Source organism: bacterium (assembly GCA_040755755.1).
Classification (GTDB): Bacteria; SZUA-182; SZUA-182; order DTGQ01; family DTGQ01; genus DTGQ01.
The window spans coordinates 134768-159107 of the sequence record JBFLZW010000001.1 but is presented as its reverse complement, the minus strand read 5'-3'; the positions used below and the strand labels follow the sequence as shown (position 1 = coordinate 159107).

Sequence of the window (24340 nt, the reverse complement as noted above, 5' to 3'; positions counted from 1 at the left end):
GCGCTTTTCTCTGTGCCTCTGTGTCTCTGTGGTTTCTTTTGTATTTAGGCCTTTGAAAAACCAGACAGGAGGATTCTCCATTGGATCGGGATGAATTGCTATTCTTTCTTGATGATTACCTGGAGGTGGACCGGTTTGAGGATTACTGCCATAATGGCCTTCAGGTGCAGGGCAGCCGGACAGTGAACAAGATTGTTTCAGGAGTCACCTTCAGCCAGCGGTTGATTCAGGAGGCTATTCTCCGGAAAGCGGAGCTTATTCTGGTTCATCATGGCCTGTTCAAGGGGGATATCCCCGATCCGCCCCGCTTGTGCGGTGGCCTGCGGGAGCGGCTGTCCCTGCTGCTCTCCCAGGACATCAATCTGGCCGGCTACCATTTGCCGCTGGATGCCCATCCGGAGATCGGAAATAATATCCTGGTCTGTCGAAAGCTCCGGATGCAAAACATTGAGGCCCTGGATGTGGGATTTATCGGGGATCTGCCTGCTCCCGCAAAACTGGATGCCCTGGCGGGTGAGGTTCAGGACATGTATGGCCGGGAAGTCATGACCTTCGAATTCGGCCTTCCTGAGGTCAAAAGAATAGCCATTATCAGCGGCGGAAGCTCCTACCTGTGGGAGGAAGCTCAACAGGCCGGAGCGGACCTTTTTATCTGCGGAGATATGAAAGAATCTCTGGTTCGAAAGATCGAAGAGGCCGGATTCAACGTCTTCGTAGCCGGGCATTATCACACCGAAACCCTGGGGATCAAGGCCCTGTCCGAATTCCTTCAGGAAAGGTTTCAGATCGAGGTCGCTTACGTCGATATCCCTGCACCCGTCTAACCGGTTTCATCAAGAGAAGATTGAAGTGGTTGATGAGCCCCTCTGCACGTGCCCATCAACCACCATTCGGAGCTCCCCAAAATTTATCAGCCAACTTTTACCGCCTCGCTCTTCTTGGAGGCTATTCGTGCCCAGGAAATAGCCTCGCTGCTCGCACTGCATCCATGACAGCCCAGGCAGCCGGAATTTTCTCCGGCAATGCTGTCCACCGAGTTTTCCACCAGGATTTTCCCTGCATCCATATGGAGCTGCAAGAGCAATTTTTCATCTTTTTCAAGATAGGATGGAATAAATTCACCTAACTGCGGGCTGCCGACCCGGAGCCAGAGAAGAGAGGTCATTACGCCGACCTTAGCCGCGCGTTCAATTCCCTGGAGGATAACCTCGTAATCCTCATTGAAACCGAGAATGTTGGTGGTGAATACTTTTCCCCAGCCAAAGCAGGAGGCGGCAAGTTCCCAGCTCCTCAGGTAATCTTCCTGAGAGAATGCTCTGGCTTTGCCGGGGCAGATTTCACGGCGAACCCGCTCATCGAAGAATTCCAGGAACAGGCCGATTGAATCACAGGCTTCGCTCAACTCTTTCATAAGGGTCCGATCGAAAATCGGTTCGATTTGAACATGGATCGACATGCCGGTTTTCTCCTTGATCAGCCTGGCTTGAGATATCAGCTCCCTGGCAGTCTTTTCCGGAGATTCAAAAGTACCGCTGGTCAGGGTTACCGAGCGAATAGGATTATTGGTAATAGCCAGCTTGAGGTAATCCAGGTTTTCCTGATCCGACAACCGTTCATGCAGGTTAAGTTTATTGATCAGCAAATTGGCGGTGCAATACTTGCATCCCTCGTCATTTTCAAGATGCCTGCAATCCCGGTACAGACAAATGGAGAAGGTCCGATAGGGATGAAACCGCGCCTTTGAAAGCATATTTGCTCTGCGGCCATCCGGTAATGATCCTCTCCAGTTGCTCGGCACCTTTTCCAGGAAGATGTCCGGCCCTGCCTGGAGGATTTTTCCCTCTTTCTCTCCCCTGCCGTTTAAACCTGTTTCGTGCCAGTGCGTGGGCAGGGCATACCGGGCCAGATAATGCTCTTCGGGAAAAATCAGCAGGCTTATCTGACTGGTGTGATCTCCCGGAGTTTCGCCAACATAGGAAGCCACTCCCTGCGGCCCTGCCCCTCCCTGTTTCGATTGCAGGTGAAGCACGGGTTTTGATCCAGTTGGCAGGGTAATACCCCGGGAACAAAGTTTAATGCGGTTTTTTAACTTTCTGAGTGCCTTCTCTTCGTTATCGACCCTCAAAGCCTTTCCCTCCCGATACAAAAAAGATGGGTTCTTAGAATGAGTGACCTTATACTTAGGTAGATCGTATCAGAAGGTACTTTTCAGCTACTTTTTTTAAGCCTTATCTCACCCGGATGATCAGATTGTCTCCAGCCCATGAGCGTTCATTATCCGGGAGCTTCTCATGCAAAGAGGCTGAGGCGGTAAGCCAGTATTCACCACCCCTTTTGGCCTGAATTTGTCCTTCGTAAATTCCGTCGCCCCGGCTATTATACAGCTCCACTTCTTCAAAGGGGTCCTGATTGAGGTTGGTTCGAAGAGTCACCAGGGCCTGATGATCGGCATCAGCAGCTTTGATTCTGATCCGGATGATCAGGGGCTGATAGCGGGAGATTTCGATATGCTGGCCTGGCTGAAAATCAACATATTTCACCCATTGAATCTGGCCGGAGGACGATAAACCCGAAGGGTTTTCATGGCTGGACAGGGTATGCTCTTTCGGCTTTCTGGGAAAGAGAGCTTCAAGAGTTTCCTGCAGATTTTTATGGGGATAGATATTCGGCTTTTTATCCCAGGCAGCCTGCAATGCCCTGGAGTATGGCCAGGCAGGATTGGAAGCATACAGATAGGCGATCCCGATCGACCCTGACCTGCCGATTCCGGCCCGGCAATTAACGCAAACCTTATGCCCTTTTTTAACCTGCTGCTGAATCCAGGATACGGCATCCAGGATTTTCTCCGGAGGGATCGGATTATGGGCCCCATCAGCCAGGGCGATCTTTTTATATTCAACCCCGCCGGAAGGAAAGCCGATATTCAGTTCTTCAGCCATATTCAATACAGCCTGAAAGCCAAGCTCAGGGGCTTTGGAGGCAGCAATGAGATTTCCGACAAATACTCCGGGAGCAATCTCCTCAGCCTGCGGCCCCTGGGTCCACTGCATTTCCGGTGAAGGGGGAAGGACAGTCAACGATCCGTTCTGCCCATACGCTCCGGCCCACTGCCATTGAGAAGGGTAATACTGCCCGCTTCGTTTGAGGCCGATCCGGACCGTGTACTCGAACCGGCCCTGGTCGGTGGGCATGAAAGAGCCGTGAAACTCCAGAATCCCCGCTGAATGCCGGGAATTAAGGTACATGGGAACTCCATGCCACACTCCGTCGGGGCTGAGCTTATCGATGACATTGGTCCAGATTTCCGCGGTCAGGTTCTGGGGTGAAGAGCGGGATGCAACCTTAACAATCACGCCAAAAGGCTCCAGCATATACAGCGTGCGTGAGGACCCCAGGGGTGGATGAATCTCTTTGATCAGGACAAATTGATCAGTCATGGCCTGTTAATCTCCATCGTTCGTTAGTGATTACTCAGGTTCAGTGCAGTAATATTCCCTATTGTTCAAGCAAAAGATCAGGCCCGTGCAGGTCAAACCTGCGGCCTGGTCTGAACGATAAAAACCTCTCTGCCCCTGATAACTCCTTCGATATCCTGGGGCTGATTTCCCCAGGCTGCTTCGATCATGACCGAGATGCGGCCAATGTGGCCAATCAGGGTTTCCCAATTCTTCTTTTCCAGGGACAGGAAATCGTTCGAGTAGTCAGCCAAGATCCTGGCAGGAAGGCCGTCCTGCCCGATCACCCAGCGATGTCCCTTGTTGGCAAAACCTGCCCGTTTCACTTCCTGTGAGGTCCGGTCATACAGAAAGCGGTATCCCTGCCCTTCGGATCCTCCGACCAGCGATTCTCCCAGCCCCTGGACCACCTCGATATATACCTGACCCTGCTGCCTTCCGGTCAAGGGATAGCGGGTGTGAGTCACAAAGGCATAATCGGCCGGAATCAACTCCTGGATCAACACAGCCAGGTGAACATCTTCAGGAAGGACCCCTGAGCGGGCACGGTTACTCACTGCCCGCTGTGTCCATTGGGAAGCCCATACCTTTTTCAGGTACCGGGGCAATTCCTCACAGCCCACGCCGGGATAGGACTCATACAGGCCAGCCCCGCTGTACCCTTCAAGGTCCTCGGCATTGGAGCTTGAACGGACAATCAGCGGCACTTCCCGGCCGAATCTTTCCCGGACAGTCCTTTTCAATTCCGCACTGTAAGCCTCATCGATATCGAGCGATTCAATCAGGCCGCGCACGGTTTCCAGCAGGCCGGATACCCCGCCCCCCGATTCCGCAGCCAGGGCAGCAGTGATGTGCCGGTACTGGCTGCATCCTTTTGGGTTACTCCGTAACACCAGGTCGAACACGCCAAAGGGCACGGCTAGGGAATCCGGCACCTGCACCTGGCCGGAGAGGCGCTCCGTAAGCAGACGCAGTTGACAGGCTTTGGGGCCGACGGTCGAAAGCTCATACCGGTCGGGGGTCAGCAGGGTGAATGATTCGGCCAGGCGCACCGGGGGAACGGAAAATCCTGGCCGTGCGGCTCTTGTGGCAGGTTGGTGCATGGCTGATGAGGGTTCGATGGGAGCGGTGTGGAAATGGTCCTCGTCGGCTGCAAGTTCAATCCACCTCCCCTCATAGGCTTCGAGCTGCCGGTAGCCAGATTCCTCCTCACAATAAATCCAGACCACGCCCTGCTCCCGGGCGCGGATGCCAAAGTGGCTCATCCGGTCCCGCGGCACCCGGCTGATAAGAGCAGCCACGCTCCCCGGTATATCCTCATCTCCCCGCAGGTGGTTTACCAGCAGAATCAGAGGGAAGGATGAGGATGAGGGGATGGATGAAAGATCAGGCAATCTGGTTACTATCCCCCGGACACGGCCGGGCACCAGTACTTCGGTCGGGCTCCATCCCGCTATCCGCCGCAGAACCTGCCTGATGAGAGTGACCAGCCGGGAGAGGTAAAACAGCCAGTCATTGCGCAGGTTCTCCTCGCTGAAAGTCTGCCAGACCTGCGGCCTGATTTCGAGCAAACGGCCGAGTAATTCCGCCTTCGGCTGGTAGAGCGCCACCTGCCTGCTGACCTGTGCCTGAACAACCCGGCTGAGGCGGTCAAAAATAGCCTTTCCCTGTAAACACCAGTCTTCATCATACTCATGGTCACATTCATTGCCCCGGCAGTCGCCCCTCTTCCCCCACTGGTGCACCTGCTGCTGGATCAGGAGGATTTCAGGATCCAGCAGGCCGCCGGGGAAAAGGTGCAGGAGGATGGCCGGGAAAAGCTCAAGGCAGACAGACAGCGATTCGGCAGGTTGATCGTTGCTCCGGAATACCAGGTCATTCAGTAATGAACCGGCCAGGGCTCTGGCGTAATTATCCAGAACCAGATCAAGGTGCAGAAGGTCGCGGATTTCCTCGGCAGTGGAGGTGCACAGTACTTTTGCGTGAAGCTGATGCCGAAGGTGTGACAGATGCCGAATGATGTCAGGTCCGGTCCCCTGCTCCTTCGGTTTTTCTTTATGGGCCAGAAAGTCCAGCAACCCTTGCCGGAGGGCCGAATCAGCCCGGAGCTGGACCAGGGCGATCGCTTCCTCCACTTCCATACCCCCGAAAAAATTCTCCAGAAGGGTGAGAAGCTCCTGAAAGACCTTCCGGGTAGGTTGGGCTTTCCCGGGCTCATAGGTCGGAAGATGCTGAATGGAGCGATAATCTCCGTAAATATCCAGCAGGGGGATGATTACTTCCTGCCCATCCCGGTTTTCCTTTTTGGCCAGCCCCGCCTGCCAAAGGCTTTCGCCGAAGCGGTCGATATCCCCGTGCGAGTCCAGAAAGGCCAGATAAGCCCGGCAGACAGCCACATCTTCAGGGCCGCTGGCATTGTGCAGCTTCTGGTGGAACTCGGATACGAACCGGTCATAGATGAGCCGGTTCTGATGGTCCTTGCACTCCAGAATCTTGAGCCGGATGGCCAGCCCGATATCCTGCAAATTGCGGCCCGAAGAGGGGAGATTTCCCAGCATTCGCCGGAAAAAGTGCAAAAACCGGGGATATGAGGAAACCATGCCGGATATTTTTATCGCCAGTCCCAGAATCTTCGGGGCCAGTATATACGTCTGGCGATCATAGTGCCGTCGCCAGGGAAGATGACCTTGAGCCGCATACTGTAAATAAATCTCCAGCAGGCTGAGCATGGATTCGGCGGGCTCAAACTCATCCAGAAGCTGCCCGATGAATTCGAGCCGCATCCCCATTTCCCAGGATTTTCTGTTCTCCCGGCCAAGGATCAATCCTGCCAGTGACCGAACCGGGGTGTTTTCCTTCTGCCGCACCAGCAGCGACAGAATGTCCGGATCCGAGGGCAGGGGAATGGCATAATCCTGCTGAAGGTTGTTATCCCACTGATGACTCCGGGGAAAATAGAGCACAAAGAAAACCTGCCTGATATTCAGGCCTGTTGGAATGGTTATAGTTACCGAAAAACGGTTATTGCCCTCGTCAATCATGGGAGTCTGCACTGCCAGCCCATCCCGGCTGTCTCCGGTTCCCGGCGGTCGAATGATCGGTGGCGGAGCGATCCACTCCGACCATTTTTCATAAGTTACACCCCAATGAAGCATGGGCTGATCAGGGCGATGGGCGGTTATGGTCAGGGTCAGATACTGTCGCTCCGGCTCCGGCTGCTCCAGCGAAAGCTGCCAGAAGATGTCATTCTCGTTCCCTGAGAGCAGAACCGGCCCGGTTGCGGCTGCAAGCTCTCTTTCCTTATCCTGGGCAGTAACGATCTGGTTCTCCTTGGTTGAATGATTACGGTCTCAGGTATACAGGTCGGCTCAGATACTCTGCTTATAGTACTAAATCTGGCCTGTCGGATCAATACAAATGAAAACCTTTCCCCGGAGCACGAAACAATACGAGGAGGGGAAATGTGGTAAAATTTTTATTCGAATAGTTGAGCAGGCTTTACCAAAAATAAGATTGTCATCTTCGATGTATAACGATATACTTAAGGTCGATAAATATTCTATAGGGGCGGGGATCCAAAATCAACGAGGGAAGTGAATGAATCGAGCGAGGTGGGGGTGGGTGGTTTTTCTTGCCCTGATTCTTGGTGTTGCATCTGACTCCATTGCCTGCTGGGGTACAAGACCATTGTCCATGGGCGGTGCCTTTTCCGCTGTTTCGGACGACGTTCACGGCATCTACTGGAACCCTGCCGGTCTGACCGGGGTTAAACATTTTGATTTAACCTATAGCCGCTGGCTCAGCAGACGAGACATCGTCAATTACGATGATTTTGCCGCCGGTGCACTTTCCCTGGGTATTTGCACCCTGGGAGTTGGCTTGACCTGCAACCATGATAAAAAGAATGAATGGAGCAATCCCAGGTATAAGAGATACGTGATAAACAAGGAAGAAGATAGATATGTAAACTGTGGATGCGGGGTATCTCTCGGAAAAGCTCTATCCCTTGGATTGAATATCAATACTATCAAGACGGATTACCAGGGGACCGATGTCAAGAGCGGTGTTCCTTTTACCTGTTCCGATGACACATACCTGCTTGACCTTGGCCTTCTCTGGAAAGTCGGTTCAGGTATCAGTCTTGGTGTTCTGGCCCAGAACTTGAACGAGCCCAGGATGTACTACCCTGAGATAATGAAAGGAGAGATATATATTTTTAACCTGCGGCCGGGAATCGCCTGGAGACCGGTAAAAAACATCGTTCTTGCCGCTGATGTTTATGATGCCCTGAATAATTCGCGGGGAGATAGAGACGTTCGACTCGGTATGGAAGCCCGCGCTTTGGACAGCCTGGTAATACGGCTTGGCAGGTACCATGTATTCGACAGCAAACTGAGGGCAGATACAGCCGGATTTGGTTGGAAATTTGCAGGATGGAAGGTAGACTATGGCTGCATGTACTGGGAAACGATCGCAGATGTGCAGCATATGCTGGCTCTTGGCTACGCATATTGATTATGATAATGTTCTATCAGGCAAATGACGCTCATCCCTTTCAGGAATACTTATTGCCGGAGGATAATAAGCTGAAAGCAAAAGTACTGATCTCATTGATAATTGTTGTTTCCCTATCGATTATCCTTGCTGCATGGTCATTCATGGTTACGAAAAAGCAGGAGAGGGCCGAGGTTTATTATCGGCAGGGAGTCGCCTTACGGAAAAAGGGTGCATACAGGCAGGCAATCTCCGATTTAACCAAGGCCATAGAGGCAAGCTCACAGTACGCCGATGCCTACTACCAGCGGGGCAATGCATATGAAGGCCAGGGCGAGAGTGAGCGGGCTATCGCTGATTTTACCAGGGCCATAGAGCTTAACCCCGAGAATCCCAGGGCGTATTACAGCCGGGGGGGTGCATATCTCAGGAGGGAAAAGTATGAGCGGGCTATCGCTGATTTCACCAGGGCTGTTGAGATAGATGCGGAGTTCATCGATGCCTACTTCAGAATCGTTTATTGTAATATGAAACTCGGACGCCATGAGGAGGCAGCCAAGGCTCTGAAACAAGTGATTCGCCTGAAGCCCGACTATGTTGAGGTATATTATTCTCTGGGTTCGACCTATGCCGTGCTGAAGCGTCACCGGGATGCGGTGGAAGCCTTTAAACAGGCAATCCGGCTCAGGCCCGACTATGTCGAAGCATACTATTCTCTGGGTACCTCCTACGCTGCACTTGGCCTTCACAGCGAGGCAATCAGAGTCTTCAGACAGGTGATCCGCTTAAAACCCGATTATGTTGAAGCGCATCGCGCCCTGGGTGCGGAATATGCCGTGCTTGCCCGTCACCAGGAGGCCATCGAAGCCTTTAAACAGGCGATCCGCCTGAAACCTGACTATGCCGAGGCACACTGTAATCTTGGCACGGCCTATTTCAGGCTCAAACGTGACCGGGAGGCATTGAAAATCTTTAAGCAGGCAATCCGGCTGCAACCCGACCGTGCAGAAACTCATTACCTGTTGGGCTCTGCCTATGCCGTCCTCGGACGCCACAGGGATTCACTGGAAGCCTTCAGGCAGGCAGTCCGTCTTGATCCAAAGTATGCCGAAGCGCACTATAACCTGGGCGTAACCTATATGATACTGGGAGATAACAGTTCCGCTCTCGATGAGTACAGGATACTCAAGGACCTGAACAGGGATCTGGCCAATAACCTGTTTAATCAACTCTATGAATAGTGGTCAGTGGCCAGGGGATACTGTTTCCAGTCATACCATCTATGTCCGAATTGCCGGTAATGTCATGAAAATTATACAGAGGAAACCTGTATATTATCATACCGTCACTCATTCTCTGCCTCCGGGACGAGATGAAGTTCCACTTTTCCTGTGGTGTTTCAGCCATTATGCAAGGCCAATTCCTCGTTCCACCGATCACTGACCACTGGCCACTGACCACTCTCTTCTCTCCTCTGACCACTAATAAACCAGTCCGGCATTTTCCTTGCTTACCAAATAATACCGATGAGAATATATCCTGTTCTCTGAATCAGGGGATGGATTTCCTTTTCTCTGATCAGATGACATGCTGACACGGTGTCCGCTTGCCGTCATCTTTACAACCATGCTGTACCCAAGGATGCACGTTCAAAACCCGGTGAGCAACCTCTATTGTGGCAACTCCCGCGGTCGTAATTGTTATGGTGTGCATATCGGCCGGTCATTTGATCGACCAGGATTATCAGGCACCAGGTGCCTATCCGAAAGACTTCGAAAGACCCCCGGCCTTTGACTCCAATGCTGAAGGTGCGTAACCGTTCACTCCATCTCCCCTGGGGAAGAGGGTTAGCTGGGGGATGGAGCACGGATGTCCAGCCTGGGACTTTCAGGATAGGTGCTCACCGGATTTCTGTGGAGTAAAGAAGAAGAGAGAAAAGGGTGGGAGAGTGAGAGTGAGAGAGGGAAGGCAGTTGTATGAATAAAAGAGTCAGGAGCTTGGCAAAGAAGCTGGTCATAGTTGCAGCCGGACTGGCGTTATTTGGAATAATAACTCTTGGGGGAATCGAGATTACCTTCAGCTCATGGTTTTGCATCAGTTGTCATGAGATGAAGGAGCTTGGTAATAATTGGAAATTTTCAAAACACGGCCCGTATAATGCTGCCAATCCCAAAATGCACAATTGTATGAAATGCCATTCTCAACCAGGGCTGGTGGGGCTTTTCAAGGCCAAAGTCACCGGTCTTCTCTCTCTGGTTTATCATATCACCGGCAACTATCATTTCGAGGCTGCTCAGCCGATAGTATGCATCCGGGATGGCTGCCATCAACTTGAAGATATGGATAGAGCTATTCGTCCTGATAAAACGGTCAATTTGAATCACCTGAAGCATATTAAGCTGATGCAAAAAGTTGGCACAAGGAACCAATGCATGCCCTGCCATCGCAGAATTGCTCATGGAGAGGCTACCCATCTGCCGGACATGAAAAAAGATTGCTTTGGAACATGCCATACTAATCAGGATATCAATGCCGCGAAGTGTACTTCGTGTCACCCGGCTCATCTGGGCATCCGGTTCGAGGGGAAGGAAGTCTCCTTACTCGATCTCCATCCAGAGGTTGCCTGCATTGAATGCCACGAAGGGTTTTGCCGGTCTTCGGAAAGTACCTGTGAGCAATGCCATGAGGGTAAGGGTTACGGCAACCTGAGTATTATCCGGAGGGGAAAAAACTCATAACCTAAAAGCGGAAAACAGCGGCCAGGGGATAATGGTCTGGCATTTGCTCTGGCTGCAGGATATAGACATCTCCCCGGTGCAGAAGGGTTTGCACGGCTGCAAGGTCCAAAAGGTCTTCATCGCCGGGTTGCCTTTCCCGGTGGATGATCACCTTGATTGACTGTGGATCAAAGGTGCCCCATTTCTGCAGCCCCGAGGTGACAAAGAGGATATCAATCCGGTCATGATATGATGCTTCGATAATCTCCTGAAGATCATGAGAAGTGCGTCCAGAGCCGGCAAGCTGCCGGTAGAGTGAAGACGCTTCCATCTGTGATTTTTGGAACTCAGGCTCAACAGCCTTCCAGGCACGGTCGTGCAGCTCATCCTCGCTCATATCTTCGGGGTTTGCAGGGATGCCCTCCTCAATGAGGTGGGGATAGGTGTTTGCCTCCCGGTAGATTGGAAGCAGATACTCTACTCCCGCAATGACTAATGGTGAGTGCTCTCCGGCGATCATCGCATGAAGGCCTCGGTCAATCATCTGAAAATACCGGAGAATGTCCTTCTTGTGTCTGACCTCGTCGGTATCAACTCCCTGGCCATGAAATACTGCCGCGCGTCTTCCTCCTTTTACTTCGGGCGTTCGGGTATGAAATTGCGTTTGTTTTTCCGGCTCATCGAATTTCAGGGCTTCCTCCAGGCTCTGGGGAATGACCTCTTTGATCTCGACTTCACTCAGGCTGTAATGCGAGCCGTGGAACAGCCGGGGATACTTTTGGCCGATGGCTAAAATAAAGAAATGCCCGTTTACGCTGACCAGAGGAATGAGCGGTTTGATATGGAAGCGATGAGATACAACGGCCAATTCCTCAAATTGAACAGGAAGACGGAAACAGGAGAACTCCTGCGGGGCGATAAAAACCGCCAGTCCCTCATTTTGATGCCGCCAGAAGTTGGTATCGTCCAAGAGTCTCTCTGCCGGATATATAAGCTCTTTTACCTCAGAAGAGCGAAAGCCCTGATCCATTGCCGACTTTGCAGTCCCGTGGAGGAGGTTTTTAAACCGAATGGGGTCCTGTTCAACATCCTTGCCCCTGCGGTGGGTTGGCATGAAAATCGAGATACACGGCTTCTGATGCTCTTTCAGAAGCATTTTGAGGTTATCTATGTTCAGCAACTCCATCATCCTGCACTGATCTCCTTTCTGCGCCGGTGCTGTTCTGTTCAGATCACTTTTACCCTGGGCTGCTGCTGCTGACTTCCAGGAAGCGCATCGCGCAGGTAAAACCTGACTGCCGATAATTTCTCGTACCTTTCAGGCCCTTTTCCCTACCGCCCAGTTGATAAAAAGAAGCTGCCAGCCGTTGGTTAGCGGCTATGAGTTTTTTTCTGATCACTGATAACTGAGCGATTCCCGTATGATCTTGAGCAGGAATGAAAGAGCTCCGGCTCTGGTAGTGAGGTTGCGTAACCAATGAAGAAAGTTCCCGTCTGACACGGAAAGCCGGTTAGAACCTTGCAACTATTGTAAATGGTACAAATAATGCGTTGTAGGTCTAATCGGGCTTAATTGACTGATTAATCTTCAAAAATGGGTTAAGGAGAGGGTGAGGGAATGATACCGGACAATGAAACAGGGAAATTAAATAGTAAGAAAGCAAACGCATTGAAATCCTGGTTAACCACGGGTTTGATCGTGGTCTTGATCAGTTTGACCAATGCCTCCGCAGCATTATCGCAATGGGGGTATCCTGGCAGCGGATTTTCTTTTGGTTCTCCAGTTTTCTCCTTGAATCCGCTTGCCGGCAATTACTCCAGCGCAGGATTATTTTCTCCATTTTCAGGATCATGGTCGAGAGCATGGGGAAACTCCACCGCTTACACCTGGAGAGCCCCCGCTTTCTCTTCCGGGTTTTCTCTTACTCCCGCATACTCTTTACCGGTGATAACTCTTCCCCGATGGCAATGGTCACTCCCCGTTACACCTGTTATTCCAGTGACTACTGTCGTGCCGCTTCCGCAATGGCCACAGGTCGGGGAAAAGCCCGCCCCTGCTCCTGACAGGCTGGAGGGAGAATGGCAAAGCCAGCAGACGACATCCGGTGCGGAAGGTAGCGCGCCAGGAAAAGGAGCACTGATCCTCGATGCCGATAATGACCGGCAAGTCATTGAGATTAAAGATTCTCCTCTGCTCCTTGACCGGGGGACCGTTACCCGGTTTCAGTACACTCCGGCTCTTGGCAAGGCCCCGATCTCCTTTACCGCTGAATTCCCGTCAGGCCACACGGCCGAGTTGAGTGGAGAAGCCGAAAACTTGCTCTGTCCTCGTGGTGTTTCTTGCGCTTTCGCCGGTTCTTTCGAGGTTGAAGGAAGTTATATCATTACCGATGATCTTGGCCGGGAGGCAGAGCGGGGAACGTTCAAACTCACGGTGCCGGTACCGGTCAGTAAACCCGATCCAAAACCCGATACCGAAGCAATCAGGGAGTTGGGAAAGCCCGACACGGAAGCCAGCCGGATTCTCTCCCTGACGGGCGGGCCGGATGGCCGCATTTACGGTGGGACGAATATCAGCTCCCCGCGGGGAGCGCGTATGTTTGTTTATGATCCCGCCGCCGATACAATCACTGACCTTGGCACTCTGGACTACGAATGCGCGGCCATGACCACCGGAACCAATGGCCTGATTTATATCGGCGGAGGAAACAGGCTCATTTCAACGGGCGAAACAGCAGGATATGCCAATTTTGCCATTTATGACCCTGCCGGGGAATGGAACCCGGGCAGCAGCCCGGAGTCCAATCCCCGTGATTTTGGCCGGGTGATTTCCTTCGCCGGGGATGCACGGGGAAGACCGATTATGATCAAGGATCTGGTTACAGCCCAGGACGGGAAGATCTATGGCTGTACGGGATGGCAATATGCAGCGCCGGGAGAATCTTATGCCTGTCTTTTTTCCTACGATCCCGCGACAGAAAAATTCGAGTATCTTGGCCAGCCGGTTTCGAACCAGAACAGTATCGACTGCCTGGCCATTGCTGCCGACGGGATCCTCTACGGCCTCGTACTGCCAGCTCCGGTCAATGCCTATAAGCGACCGGCAGGCAAGATATTTTCCTTTGACCCTGCTGACAAATCCTTCACCATAATCGATCCCAAGCCAGCCGATGAGGGAGCCCTGGGGCTCACTATCGGGAAAGACGGCCTGGTATATGCTGCCGGGACCGGTGACATGAACAGGATTTTCAGTTATGATCCCAACTCCGATTCATTCGATTCGAAAGGGTTTCTTGGTGGCAGTACCGAAGTGCTGGATATGATCTGCGCTGACAACGGCACTATCTACCTGGGTTCTGCGGTAAGCGGCTATTTCATCCGCTACAACCCTCAGGATCCCTGGACCGCGAATCCCTATGACAGATCACAGGACAGGCCCGAAGCTAATCCGAGAATGTTCCAATCGACCGGCAAAGTCTGCTCTTTGACTGAGGGGCAGGATGGCAATATTTACTTTGGCACTCTCAGCGGAACCCTCCTTGTCTATACCGGCGAGGACCAACCGCAGGTCCCCCGGAGTCAGGAACAATGAAAGAGCGAGCTTCCAGTTTTGCGGTTGACAAACTCACCTGAATATGGCTAAAATCCCTCATGAACCCGGCACGAATCCGAAGCATATTGGAATCCCTGCAAAAGGGGGATATTAACCTTGATGAGGCCCTTGGAGAGCTGAAGAACCTCCCGTACGAGGACCTGGTCTTTGCCAAGCTTGACCACCACCGGCACCTGCGCCGGGGGTTTCCGGAGGCGGTTTTCTGCCCTGGCAAGACCCTGGAGCAGATCGTCCACATTGCCCAAAGAATCATTGCCGCTGGATCGACACTCCTGGCCACTAAAGCTGATCCGCAGATCTACGAAGCCATCAAAGCGATCGCTTCCGATGCCCTGTTTTACCCGCAGGGCCGGATGATCGTTGTCCAGAAGGAGCCGCTGCCCCCAAAAGGGCAGGTCATGGTCCTGTCTGCCGGAACCGCCGATATCCCCATTGCCCAGGAGGCAGCCATTACAGCCCGGGTCCACGGCAGCAGGGTAACCAATCTCTTTGATGTTGGCGTGGCGGGCATCCACCGGCTGCTTGACCATCAGCACCTTCTCGATGAGGCCAGAGTCATCGTGGTCGTGGCCGGGATGGAGGGGGCTCTGGCCAGTGTGGTCGGCGGCCTGGTCAATAAGCCGGTCATTGCCGTGCCTACCAGCATCGGCTATGGGGCAAGTTTCGGCGGTGTGGCAGCCCTCCTGTCCATGCTCAACAGTTGTGTCGGCGGCGTGGCTGTGGTCAATATCGATAATGGCTATTCTGCCGGATGCATCGCCCATCTCATCAATACCCTCGATGCGCCGGACGGCAGTCCGGAATTGCCTGGACAGTAGTCTACAGAGGAGACAGAAAGTTGAAAGTCCTCTATTTTGACTGCTATTCCGGTATCAGCGGTGATATGATTTTAGGCGCGCTCACAGAATTAGGGCTGGACATTCATTGGCTGACCGGACAATTACAGTCAATCTCCTCCCTCAGGGGACTGGTCCTGGAACCGCAGCCCACGGTCCGGGGAGCCCTGAGCGGCACCCTCATCAAGGTCTGCATTCCCGAACCTGAACCTGAGTCTAAATCTGAATCCGGTTCCTCCCATCATCACCGAAGGACCCTGCGGGATTTTGTCAGCCTCCTGGAACAAAGTCCGCTTTCCGAGGATATCCGAAGCCTCAGCATCCGGATTTTTACCGCCATTGCCCGGGCTGAAGCCAAAGCTCACGGCAAGAGCATCGACGAAATTCACTTTCACGAGCTTGGCTATCTGGACTCGGTGGTCGATATCGTCGGTGCGGTCATGGGAGTCAAGGCCCTTGGCATTGACAAAATTTTCTCCTCTCCCCTGAACCTGGGGACCGGCTTTGTTCAAACCGAGCACGGCACCATCCCCGTCCCCGGTCCGGCCACCCTGGAGCTTCTTACCGATGTGCCGGTATACTCGACCGGCATCCCTCATGAACTGGTCACCCCGACTGGTGCGGCCATCATTTCCCATCTGGCTTCAGGTTTCGGACCGCTGCCTTCCCTCTGCATCCAAAAGACAGGCTATGGTGCCGGAACCCGGGAGATTGAGCAAATACCGAATTTCCTGCGGGTAATCATGGGAACCACCGTCCCTGACTGGCACCTGGAGCAAGTATCGATGCTGGAGACCGATATCGATGACATGAACCCGGAAATATACGATTATCTCATCCACCGCCTGTTCTCAGCCGGAGCCCTCGATGTCTCGCTTATCCCCCTGGCCATGAAAAAAAACCGTCCAGCCACCCGCCTCAGCGTGCTTACCACCCCACCTGTGATCGATGAGCTGTGCTCGATCATTTTTCAGGAAACCTCCACCCTGGGTATCCGCATCAAGGATAGCTGGAGAAAAACCCTGCCCCGCCAGGTCGTCTCCGTGATCACGCCCTTCGGGCCTGTCAGGGTCAAGACTGGCAAACTCAACGGAAAGGTTGTCACCGCTTCGCCGGAATACGAGGACTGCCGGCAAATTGCTGTGAAAAGCCACCGGCCCTTGAAGGAAATTTACCAGGCGGCGCTGCAGGCTTTGCAGGCAATGCCGGGCGGGGAATGACTGGCCGTCCCGCCCGCCATAGCCTTAAGGTTATCATCAATTACGGTTCCAATATCCACCACCCAAAAGGGCAATCACATTCCCTGGGCAGGGGACTGAGGCGATCTCCGTACTGAGGATCGAGTTTCTCACTTTACCCCCGCCCGGAGTTAGCCACATAATTCGTAAGGAAGAGAAGTGAGGCTTGTGGCGACTCGTGGGTGGGTTTCCGGTGATGTGAACTCAGCGCTGACCTTTTTTCTCTTTTTTCTGCAAGAGGATAAACAAGAGCGGGCAACGGGATTTGAACCCGCGACTCCAAGCTTGGGAAGCTTGTACTCTACCGCTGAGTTATGCCCGCTTTTCAGACTGCATTATACCCAGCAAAACAGGCGGATGTCAATAAAATTGTTAAAACCCGGAAACAATGGTATGATGCTACCGTCCGATAGGACGATACGATAGTGTATAGGCAGTCTTGGTGAGGTAGGGGCTCCCAAAATTGGTAGTATATCCAAAGGAGGGTAATTCTTTGATTCATCCCTGCCCGGCCTTCCACCTTAAGGGCGATGTCACTTACTTTACTTTAGGCTACTTACCAAAAGAGCCCCTCACCCCAACCCTCTCCCCAAAGGGGCGATGGAGAACAGTCGCCCTCATCAAGAGGGAACAGGTGCCTTCACTGCGGAATACATACGGAGCATACGCGGAGTAACATCGCGGAGCATAGAGAGTACATGGTGAAATCAATTTGGGACAGGTGCAGGCGAAGATGCAGGCGCACCTGGAATGGCATTCAATACGAGTGGGATTTTTTCAAGCGCACAACCGTTTATCGAATAAGCGCGATAGAATTACCGAAGCGGCTGATCCTGTGCTCCCTGATCTTTTTCTTCATCCTCGGAGGAGTGACCGCCGGGCTGGTCACGGCCTATCTTTCCCAGCTTCCCCAGCTCGAGTGGCTGGAAGAATATTTTCCTCCTGTCTCCACCCTGATTTATTCCCATGATGACAAGCTCATCGGCCAGCTCTACCAGCAGCAGCGGATGTTCACTCCCCTGTCCGAGATGCCCGAAGAGCTCATCAAGGCATTTCTGGCAGTGGAAGATGAACATTTTTACTCCCATCATGGCATTGCCCTGACAGGTATTTTGCGGGCATTTTATGTTAATTTCAGGGCAGGAAAGATTAAAGAGGGAGGGAGCACCATCACCCAGCAGTTGGCCAAAGTGCTGTTTCTGACATCTGACAGAAACCTGTCCCGAAAGATCAAGGAGGCTATTTTGGCCATGCAGATCGAGCAGCGGTATACCAAGAATGAAATTCTGGAACTGTATCTGAACCAGATATATCTGGGCAATGGGGCCTATGGCGTGGAGTCGGCAGCCAGGGCCATATTCGGTAAAAGTGTCAGAGAGTTGAGCCTTCCGGAATGCGCCATGATTGCCGGATTGGCCGGCTCACCGAACCGCTATTCCCCTCAGAGCGATTTTTATCTGGCCCTGGAGAGAAGAAACCATGTCCTGCGAAGAATGCTGGATGCGGAATGTATCTCGAAAGAGCAATTCGGCGCAGCCATCTCGTCCCCGCTGCGTATCCCCGCGAAGCAAAAAGAAGAACTTGCTCCGCATTTCATCGAATATATTCGTCAGCATCTTGAGGAAAAGTATGGTGCCAACCTGCTGTACCGGGGCGGACTCCAGGTTTATACCACCCTGGACAGAGATATGCAGCGGGCTGCCGAACAGGCCGTGGCCGCCGGGCTTGAGGCTATCGACATGCGCAGGGAAATGAGCGGCCTGCAAAGGCGGGGGGCGCAATCCACCGAGGCGGGCCTGGTGGCTATCGATCCCCGGACCGGCTTTGTGAAGAGCATGGTCGGAGGGAGGGACTTCTTCCGCAGTAAATTTAACCGGGCCACACAGGCCATGCGGCAGGCGGGCTCAGCCATAAAACCGCTCATCTATACAGCGGCCATTGAGAGCGGGTTTACGCCAGCGGATATTATCATTGATTCTCCCTTCGTCTTACAGAGCGGAGAAAAACGGTGGAAGCCGGAAAACTTCACCAGACGGTTTTACGGCCCGACTACCCTGCGTACTGCCCTGGAGGAATCACGAAACATCGTGACGGTAAAACTGGCCTATAAACTGGGAATCGATACGGTCATCTCCTTTATCCACAAGATGGGTGTTACCAGTCCGGTAGCCCATGTCCTGTCTACAGCCCTTGGTACCTGTGAGGTGTCTCTTCTGGAATTGACTTCAGCCTATGGTATCCTGGCAAATGAGGGTATCCGGGTGAATCCCGTATTCATCCGCCGGGTGACTGACCGGGACGGGAAGGTTCTGGAGGAGAATATGACCCGAAGAAGCAGAGTCATCTCACCTCAGACTGCTTACATCGTAACCAGCATGCTGCAGGGGGCGATACGGCGGGGGACAGGATATCCAGCCAGAGCACTGCCCTATCCGCTGGCTGGAAAGACTGGAACTACCGATCGGGCTTCGGATGCCTGGTTTATCGGCTACTCCCCTGACCTTGTGGCCGGAGTCTGGGTGGGGCTGGATAATAACCAAAGCCTGGGACCGCATGAAACGGGGGCCCTGGCCGCCTGTCCGATCTGGACAAAATTCATGGGCCAGGTTCTGAGCAGGCAGGAAAAAGTCCCGAACTTCAGGGTGCCAGGCGGATTATCATTTGTCTTTATCGATCCCGAAACCGGCCTCCTGGCGCACGATCATCTGCCCACCAAGTTCCTGGAGGTTTTCAGGAAAGGGACTGAGCCGAAAAAATACAGCCCGGTCAAAATGAAGGTCAAAATAAAAGAGGACGACTTTTATCTGAATTTTATCGATTAACCCTTTGTTTTATGAATTCTCGCCTGGGAAATTCTCTTGCCCGGCAGTCCGGGACTCGGAAAAGTGGATCAGCCGGGTGATGAGCTGGTTAGCAGGCGATGACAGGCCCAGCGATGATGACATCCGGCTGATGGCACCGTTTAAGGCATCGATTTCGGTCTTTTTCCCCCTGTTCAGGTCCTGAAGCATGGAGGCATGGTGTGAGGCTGTGGCCGGTATGAGGTTATTGATGAGGTGATCGAAGTATTCTTCGGCGGTTCTCTGGGGCAGGATAATCCCCTGGCAATCCGCCACCCGGTAGATCTCGCTCACGATTTCTTTCATGATGTCCCGTGTTTCCTGATTTTCCCCTAATTCCCCGTAAGTTACCCGAAGCAATGCTGCCAGCGGATTGAGCGCGCAATTATATAAAACTTTGGCCCAGATATAGGGAAAGATATTATCAACCATCCCGGTCGGGATATTCGCCCTTTGGAAATCATCGACAATCTGACCGATCTTCTCTATATCTGCTCCCGGTTCTGAAGCCGCTCCGGGTTCTGAAGCTGCTCCCGGTCCCGGAGGTCCCAATAAGACCCTGTCAGCACATACGGTTACTTTGGCCTCGCCGGGCCGGGGAATCTCAGCTCCGAAGATGACTCTTCCGCCGAGCGTGCGCTTTTCGGTTACTTCGGCAGCGATTTTTTCCACATTGCCAAGGCCATTCTGCAATGAGATAACCAGGCCCTCTTCATCAAGCAGGGGGACGACCTGCCGTACGGCCTCAGTGGTGTCAAAGGACTTGACACACAGGAGTATGACTGAACAGGGAGAGGGAACTTCCTGCGGTGAGGAAAAGGTTTTCAGCCCCTCTGCCTTATGCTCCCCCCAGATCCCGCTCATGAATAACCCCTGCCGCCGGATCTCTTCAAAATGAGCCCCTCTTCCCAGAAACCCTACATCCTGGCCGCCAAGGTGAAGAAATCCGCCGAAGATGCTTCCCAGAGCTCCTGTACCCACTACCAAATATTTCACCTTGACCTCGTGCTTTTTTCTGATCTCAAGCTCTTTTTTCTGATGTCCACAAAGGATGTTCAATGGCCGAGCTATTCACCATTCACTTACAAACTACTTCACCATCTTGAGCATACTCAATAACCAGCGATTCTTTCCTTTCCCATTCATCAGGGGTGACAGCAATAGCTTCGATAGGTTCGAATATATCATAAATAGCATCAGAGAGGATTTCTATTCTTTCCCAATAATCTTTACCTGCAAAGTCTTCGGATATAACGGCGATATCAATATCGCTTCCTTCCCGGTACGTTCCCCTGGCGTAAGATCCAAAAAGCACTAACTTATTCACCCTTATACCTTTAGACTCAATAACTTCGATAAAACGGGATATAATCTCTAAAACTGTGTTTTTATCCATCTCAAAACCACCTTGCTCGTTGCAAGTATATCCTTTACAACTGGTTGTGTGAAGTCTTTTTGAAGCTTATCGATATCTTCGGGATATCTGGTAACAATATTAGCTTCATTAAGTTTTATGAGGAATCTTCCAATATCCTCCGATGGCTTAATACCGATCTTATTCAGCAGGTAGATAAGGTTATGCACCTTTGGTGGTATTTCTTTCAATTTCTCCTGATAGAGCCCCTTTAATGCCTTTTCCATAGATAAATGACACATAAAGACCGCATAGAAAAATCGGCCTCCATCAAACATAAGTTCTGCTGTGTCCAGATCATAATCAGCTTGTTTTAGCCACTCTTGGGGTTCTTTATTCATGATTTTTTCTTTTGCTTGATCTTATACCATTTCTCATCTGAAACTGAGCATAAACTGGCCAAAGGAGCTAGCGTAGCAACAGGGGGAAGATTAACCATTTTGGTGGGGCAAAAAGTCCCACCCTACAGCGCTACAGCACTTTATTCTGAATTCTGACTCCTGGCTCCTGAATTCTCTACTTATGCTGCGGTTGAATGTCGAAATGGTATTAATTTGTTATTCATTGTTGCATTGAGTTGTCTTTGTGTTCGGTTATATTAAGGAGATACTTATATCAAAAACTTTACTCCTTAAAAATTTTTAATTGCTTGTTGATTTCGGATAAAGTTTCAATCAAAACATCCTTGTACCAATTACCGAGATCCTCATCTGTTCCTACTATTGAATCGTCTAATTCCTTTGCGGATATTCCAAAAATTCCTCCAATATATCCAATTTGTCTACTTGACTCTAAAAGTGCTATATCAGACCAAATAAAAAGAATTTGAGATAATTTTTCTGATAGTTGCTCTATAACATCAACTCTAACTGATTGTAATAACTTTATACTAACTTTTGGAAGAGAAGATTTTAACAGGTTAAAAATAATGGATTGTACTTCTTTTATTGTTACTCTATTTCGCTGGTTTTGTGGAATTTTTGCAAGGGTATTACATGCAAGACCAAATGGAATGGAACAGACGATAAATAACGCGTCCTTAAAATCATCATCAGGTGAGATTGTATGGAGGTTTAGTAACTTTATGTACTCTTGAATAGAACAGATTAATCTAAATCTCTCATAAGCAGAAAGATATCTTAAACCAATAAGATATTCTTCTAAGCTATGTCCCATGAACTTTATATATTTTAGGAACCCCTTTTTATATCGATTAATATATTTTTCCAGTAGGCTCCAAACCACCTCATCTTGGCCCTTAGCATTATATAGTCTCACGAGTTCTGCAAAGCTGTCATAGTCCATGTCTGATAAAGCAACACGGAATTCGAAAAATGACAATGCTTCATTGATGAAGTGAGAGTCTTTTCTCCATAATTGTGATAGGATCAAGGATTTTAAACGAAGAAGTCCATCATGATGAGGTGCAATTGCCAAACCTGCATTGACTTCCCGTAATGCTTTTTGTAAGTCATTTGATTCATAGTAAGCTCTACCTAACCAATACCAGATATGGATCCAATTTACTGCTGCGATTTCATCAGACTCTATGGCGTGTCTTAAAAGCTGAATAGACTCTTCTGCCTTTCCAAACACCCTTAGCAAGGTTATCCCTTTACTCACTAATGCCTGGAAAAGGTTTTTATTAATAGCAAGGGCCTTATTGTAACAATCGATTTCTTTCTTATGGTCTTGTAGATGAGAATAAGTTGTACCTAAATTTGTCCATATCTCCGGTTGTTGTGAATTACAGTCAAGAGCAATGAGGAGTTCCTGTTTTGCACCCTCATAATCACCTAATGCATGCAAGGTATTCGCATAATTATAATGGGCAGACCAATGGTTACTTTTTTCAGCTATTTTTTTAAATATGTCCTTGGCTAACAAAAGATGGGCTTTTTCCCTCTTTTGAATCCCATATTCTGTCAGAATGCAAGCTTTTAATGCTAGGCTATGCTCATTATCCTCTTTTAAGGAAATTGAATGGTTTATACTAATAAGAGCATCATTATAGCGGAAGAGTGCATACTGACACTCAGCCAATGCATGCCAGGTTATAGCATCTTGATCATTTTTCTTTAGTAACCCGTTGAACTCTACTACAGCGGCTTCATATTCTTTCTGTAGATAAAGCTGCCAAGCCTTTTCGTTTTTTTTGCCTTGTGATATTGTTGTCTTTAGTTTTGATGCAGGATATTTTTGTCCCATTACATTTGTGATGCCAAGGTATTTTGCAGCTAGATCAGGATGCACTTCTTCAAGTCGATGGCGTAACCATTCACGGTCGTAAATGAGCAACTGCCATTCATATGTGGTTGCAGTTATCTCTGCAAGTTTGTCTCTTTTTTCGCCTGTTACCTTTTGGCTAGTCACAAAAACATAAAAATGAATTATATGGCCATTCTCTTTCACCTTTTTAAGCTCTCGGTTCACCTTAACTTCCCACCTTTTTTCAAGAGAATATTGAAAAAAGGTTACTCCACCAGTTGCCTTTATCCCCTTCCATAGGCGAACTTCAGCATCTCGGCCCCGGTCACGAACGCCACCAATAGGTACTATATCTTTATAGCCCTCACGGGCTAGTAAATCTGTACACAGCCGCTCAAAGCGCCTATCGTCCATTTCATTATCGAGAGTCCATAAGACATCATTAAACATACTAAACCTATAACCTACCCCGGTTCTATATTCCTTAGATAAGCCCTAAATCCACGATTTGCGGCCGTGAGCAGGCATTGGGGCAATCAGATAGAGAAACCACAAATTCGTGGTGGATCTTTAAAGGCCCGCTAACCCGGGTTTTCAGAAAATCTCTCAGATTCCTGCCGGAAAGGCGGGCTTCCACTCTCTGGACTAAGCCTGAGCCTGGTACTGCCTGGTTGGGACATCCCGATGAACCAAAGCAGGTCTCGATTCGATATCCCTTAACCTCCTGCTCCATACTATCAATAAACCTTTTTTTGGCATGTCTGAATCTGAACGTGACTGAGGCTGACCTCCCGGACACCGCAACGAAGGGCCTCTTCTTCGATGCTTGCGAATAAAAAAGGGAATTCTCGATACGGCATCTTCCGCCTGGCTTGTCCATTTCATGCGGTATCCTCCTGCGGCGGCTTATTCTGTATCCAGTAAGTTAATGTCTATGTATTGACATTTGGTTGTCTAACCCAAGTTTTTTACAGATCCGTATTCATATCAATAGATGCATAGTCAATGACTGGTGTTTCAATAACTTTGTCCGGTTTCTGACCATGCCAGATAGCGTTTTGGATTTTTTCAACAGTTTGAGGAGAGTACAGTCTCTCACCACACTGCAAACACTCCTTAACTGGCACATGTTCAATGATATGCAAATGTCCCTCATACTCGATTGCATAAGAGATTGTTCGATCTTCTAATGGCCCTCCGCAAAGGTCGCATTTCATGTTTTACCTCCTGATCTCCCAATTGATCCATAAGGCGGGATTCGGTTCGTAAACAGTTATTATCTTGATAAGCGGACGAGATGGATAACTGCATTGAACATGAATCGGACGCCCTTTGGTAGTCTTGCCAAAGATAAGGCAACTTGGACCATACTTATCGTCTGGATAATCCTCTATTATTTTACCATGAAAAATAGCTTCCCGTACCTCATGATTTGAAATCATCCGTACAATACTTTGATCTACTGCATGCTGTGAATACTCATACAGGCCTTCTCGTATTTTCCTGATAATCCCGTCGAGCACTT

20 protein-coding genes and 1 tRNA gene are annotated in these 24340 nt (G+C 50.6%); 8 read left to right on the top strand and 13 right to left on the bottom strand.

The features are described 5' to 3' along the window. The first annotated feature begins 80 nt into the window (after positions 1-80). Entirely contained in the window at positions 81-824 is a 744-nt protein-coding gene (locus AB1611_00730; protein ID MEW6378109.1) for a Nif3-like dinuclear metal center hexameric protein, read from the top strand. Positions 825-910: 86 nt separating this feature from the next. On the opposite strand, the gene AB1611_00725 is transcribed toward AB1611_00730, so the two are convergent. The 3 genes from AB1611_00725 to AB1611_00715 form a co-directional block, all read right to left on the bottom strand. After that, positions 911-2125: a radical SAM protein gene (locus AB1611_00725; GenBank protein ID MEW6378108.1), complete on the bottom strand. Its 1215-nt coding sequence runs from the start codon at positions 2123-2125 to the stop codon at positions 911-913. Positions 2126-2228: 103 nt separating this feature from the next. Further along, complete coding sequence (locus AB1611_00720) at positions 2229-3437, bottom strand: dual specificity protein phosphatase (GenBank protein MEW6378107.1); 1209 nt, start codon at positions 3435-3437, stop codon at positions 2229-2231. 92 nt (positions 3438-3529) lie between these two features. Beyond that, complete coding sequence (locus tag AB1611_00715) at positions 3530-6610, bottom strand: PEP/pyruvate-binding domain-containing protein (GenBank protein MEW6378106.1); 3081 nt, start codon at positions 6608-6610, stop codon at positions 3530-3532. Between the two features lie 442 nt (positions 6611-7052). Here AB1611_00715 and AB1611_00710 point away from each other — a divergent pair, with 442 nt between their 5' ends. The 3 genes from AB1611_00710 (at position 7053) to AB1611_00700 (ending at position 10687) form a co-directional block, all read left to right on the top strand. After that, a complete protein-coding gene (locus tag AB1611_00710) occupies positions 7053-7970 on the top strand; it encodes a hypothetical protein (GenBank protein ID MEW6378105.1) in 918 nt (305 codons plus the stop codon). A gap of 8 nt (positions 7971-7978) precedes the next feature. Beyond that, complete coding sequence (locus tag AB1611_00705) at positions 7979-9190, top strand: tetratricopeptide repeat protein (GenBank protein ID MEW6378104.1); 1212 nt, start codon at positions 7979-7981, stop codon at positions 9188-9190. A gap of 735 nt (positions 9191-9925) precedes the next feature. Further along, a complete protein-coding gene (locus tag AB1611_00700; protein MEW6378103.1) occupies positions 9926-10687 on the top strand; it encodes a NapC/NirT family cytochrome c in 762 nt (253 codons plus the stop codon). Between the two features lies 1 nt (position 10688). On the opposite strand, the gene AB1611_00695 is transcribed toward AB1611_00700, so the two are convergent. Next, the gene (locus AB1611_00695) at positions 10689-11855 is read right to left on the bottom strand and encodes a hypothetical protein (protein ID MEW6378102.1); all 1167 of its coding nucleotides are present in this window, start codon (positions 11853-11855) and stop codon (positions 10689-10691) included. A 49-nt stretch (positions 11856-11904) separates the two neighbouring features. Beyond that, the gene (locus AB1611_00690) at positions 11905-12144 is read right to left on the bottom strand and encodes a hypothetical protein (GenBank protein ID MEW6378101.1); all 240 of its coding nucleotides are present in this window, start codon (positions 12142-12144) and stop codon (positions 11905-11907) included. A gap of 140 nt (positions 12145-12284) precedes the next feature. Here AB1611_00690 and AB1611_00685 point away from each other — a divergent pair, with 140 nt between their 5' ends. From AB1611_00685 to larC, 3 genes are read left to right on the top strand one after another with little or no spacing between them, the layout of a single operon-like run. Beyond that, complete coding sequence (locus AB1611_00685; protein ID MEW6378100.1) at positions 12285-14258, top strand: hypothetical protein; 1974 nt, start codon at positions 12285-12287, stop codon at positions 14256-14258. Positions 14259-14317: 59 nt separating this feature from the next. Then, complete coding sequence (gene larB, locus AB1611_00680) at positions 14318-15097, top strand: nickel pincer cofactor biosynthesis protein LarB (protein MEW6378099.1); 780 nt, start codon at positions 14318-14320, stop codon at positions 15095-15097. A 20-nt stretch (positions 15098-15117) separates the two neighbouring features. Continuing rightward, on the top strand, positions 15118-16335 hold the full coding sequence (gene larC / locus AB1611_00675; GenBank protein ID MEW6378098.1) for a nickel pincer cofactor biosynthesis protein LarC: 1218 nt from the start codon (positions 15118-15120) through the stop codon (positions 16333-16335). A gap of 268 nt (positions 16336-16603) precedes the next feature. Here the strand turns inward: larC and AB1611_00670 are convergent. Further along, positions 16604-16675 (bottom strand) — tRNA-Gly (locus tag AB1611_00670). Between the two features lie 376 nt (positions 16676-17051). Here AB1611_00670 and AB1611_00665 point away from each other — a divergent pair. Further along, the gene (locus AB1611_00665) at positions 17052-19175 is read left to right on the top strand and encodes a PBP1A family penicillin-binding protein (GenBank protein MEW6378097.1); all 2124 of its coding nucleotides are present in this window, start codon (positions 17052-17054) and stop codon (positions 19173-19175) included. Between the two features lie 9 nt (positions 19176-19184). Here the strand turns inward: AB1611_00665 and AB1611_00660 are convergent, their stop codons facing one another. The 7 genes from AB1611_00660 to AB1611_00630 form a co-directional block, all read right to left on the bottom strand. Continuing rightward, on the bottom strand, positions 19185-20252 hold the full coding sequence (locus tag AB1611_00660; GenBank protein MEW6378096.1) for a 2-dehydropantoate 2-reductase: 1068 nt from the start codon (positions 20250-20252) through the stop codon (positions 19185-19187). Between the two features lie 19 nt (positions 20253-20271). Beyond that, complete coding sequence (locus AB1611_00655; protein MEW6378095.1) at positions 20272-20589, bottom strand: nucleotidyltransferase domain-containing protein; 318 nt, start codon at positions 20587-20589, stop codon at positions 20272-20274. Further along, entirely contained in the window at positions 20568-20948 is a 381-nt protein-coding gene (locus AB1611_00650; GenBank protein MEW6378094.1) for a HEPN domain-containing protein, read from the bottom strand. The genes AB1611_00655 and AB1611_00650 overlap by 22 nt, the downstream gene beginning before the upstream one ends. 283 nt (positions 20949-21231) lie before the next feature. Next, on the bottom strand, positions 21232-23265 hold the full coding sequence (locus AB1611_00645) for a tetratricopeptide repeat protein (protein MEW6378093.1): 2034 nt from the start codon (positions 23263-23265) through the stop codon (positions 21232-21234). A gap of 34 nt (positions 23266-23299) precedes the next feature. Next, positions 23300-23548: a hypothetical protein gene (locus AB1611_00640; GenBank protein MEW6378092.1), complete on the bottom strand. Its 249-nt coding sequence runs from the start codon at positions 23546-23548 to the stop codon at positions 23300-23302. A gap of 235 nt (positions 23549-23783) precedes the next feature. Next, positions 23784-24032 (bottom strand): YgiT-type zinc finger protein, encoded by a 249-nt coding sequence (locus AB1611_00635; protein MEW6378091.1) that lies wholly within the window; start codon positions 24030-24032, stop codon positions 23784-23786. Between the two features lie 3 nt (positions 24033-24035). Further along, complete coding sequence (locus AB1611_00630; protein ID MEW6378090.1) at positions 24036-24338, bottom strand: DUF4258 domain-containing protein; 303 nt, start codon at positions 24336-24338, stop codon at positions 24036-24038. Positions 24339-24340 lie beyond the last annotated feature (2 nt).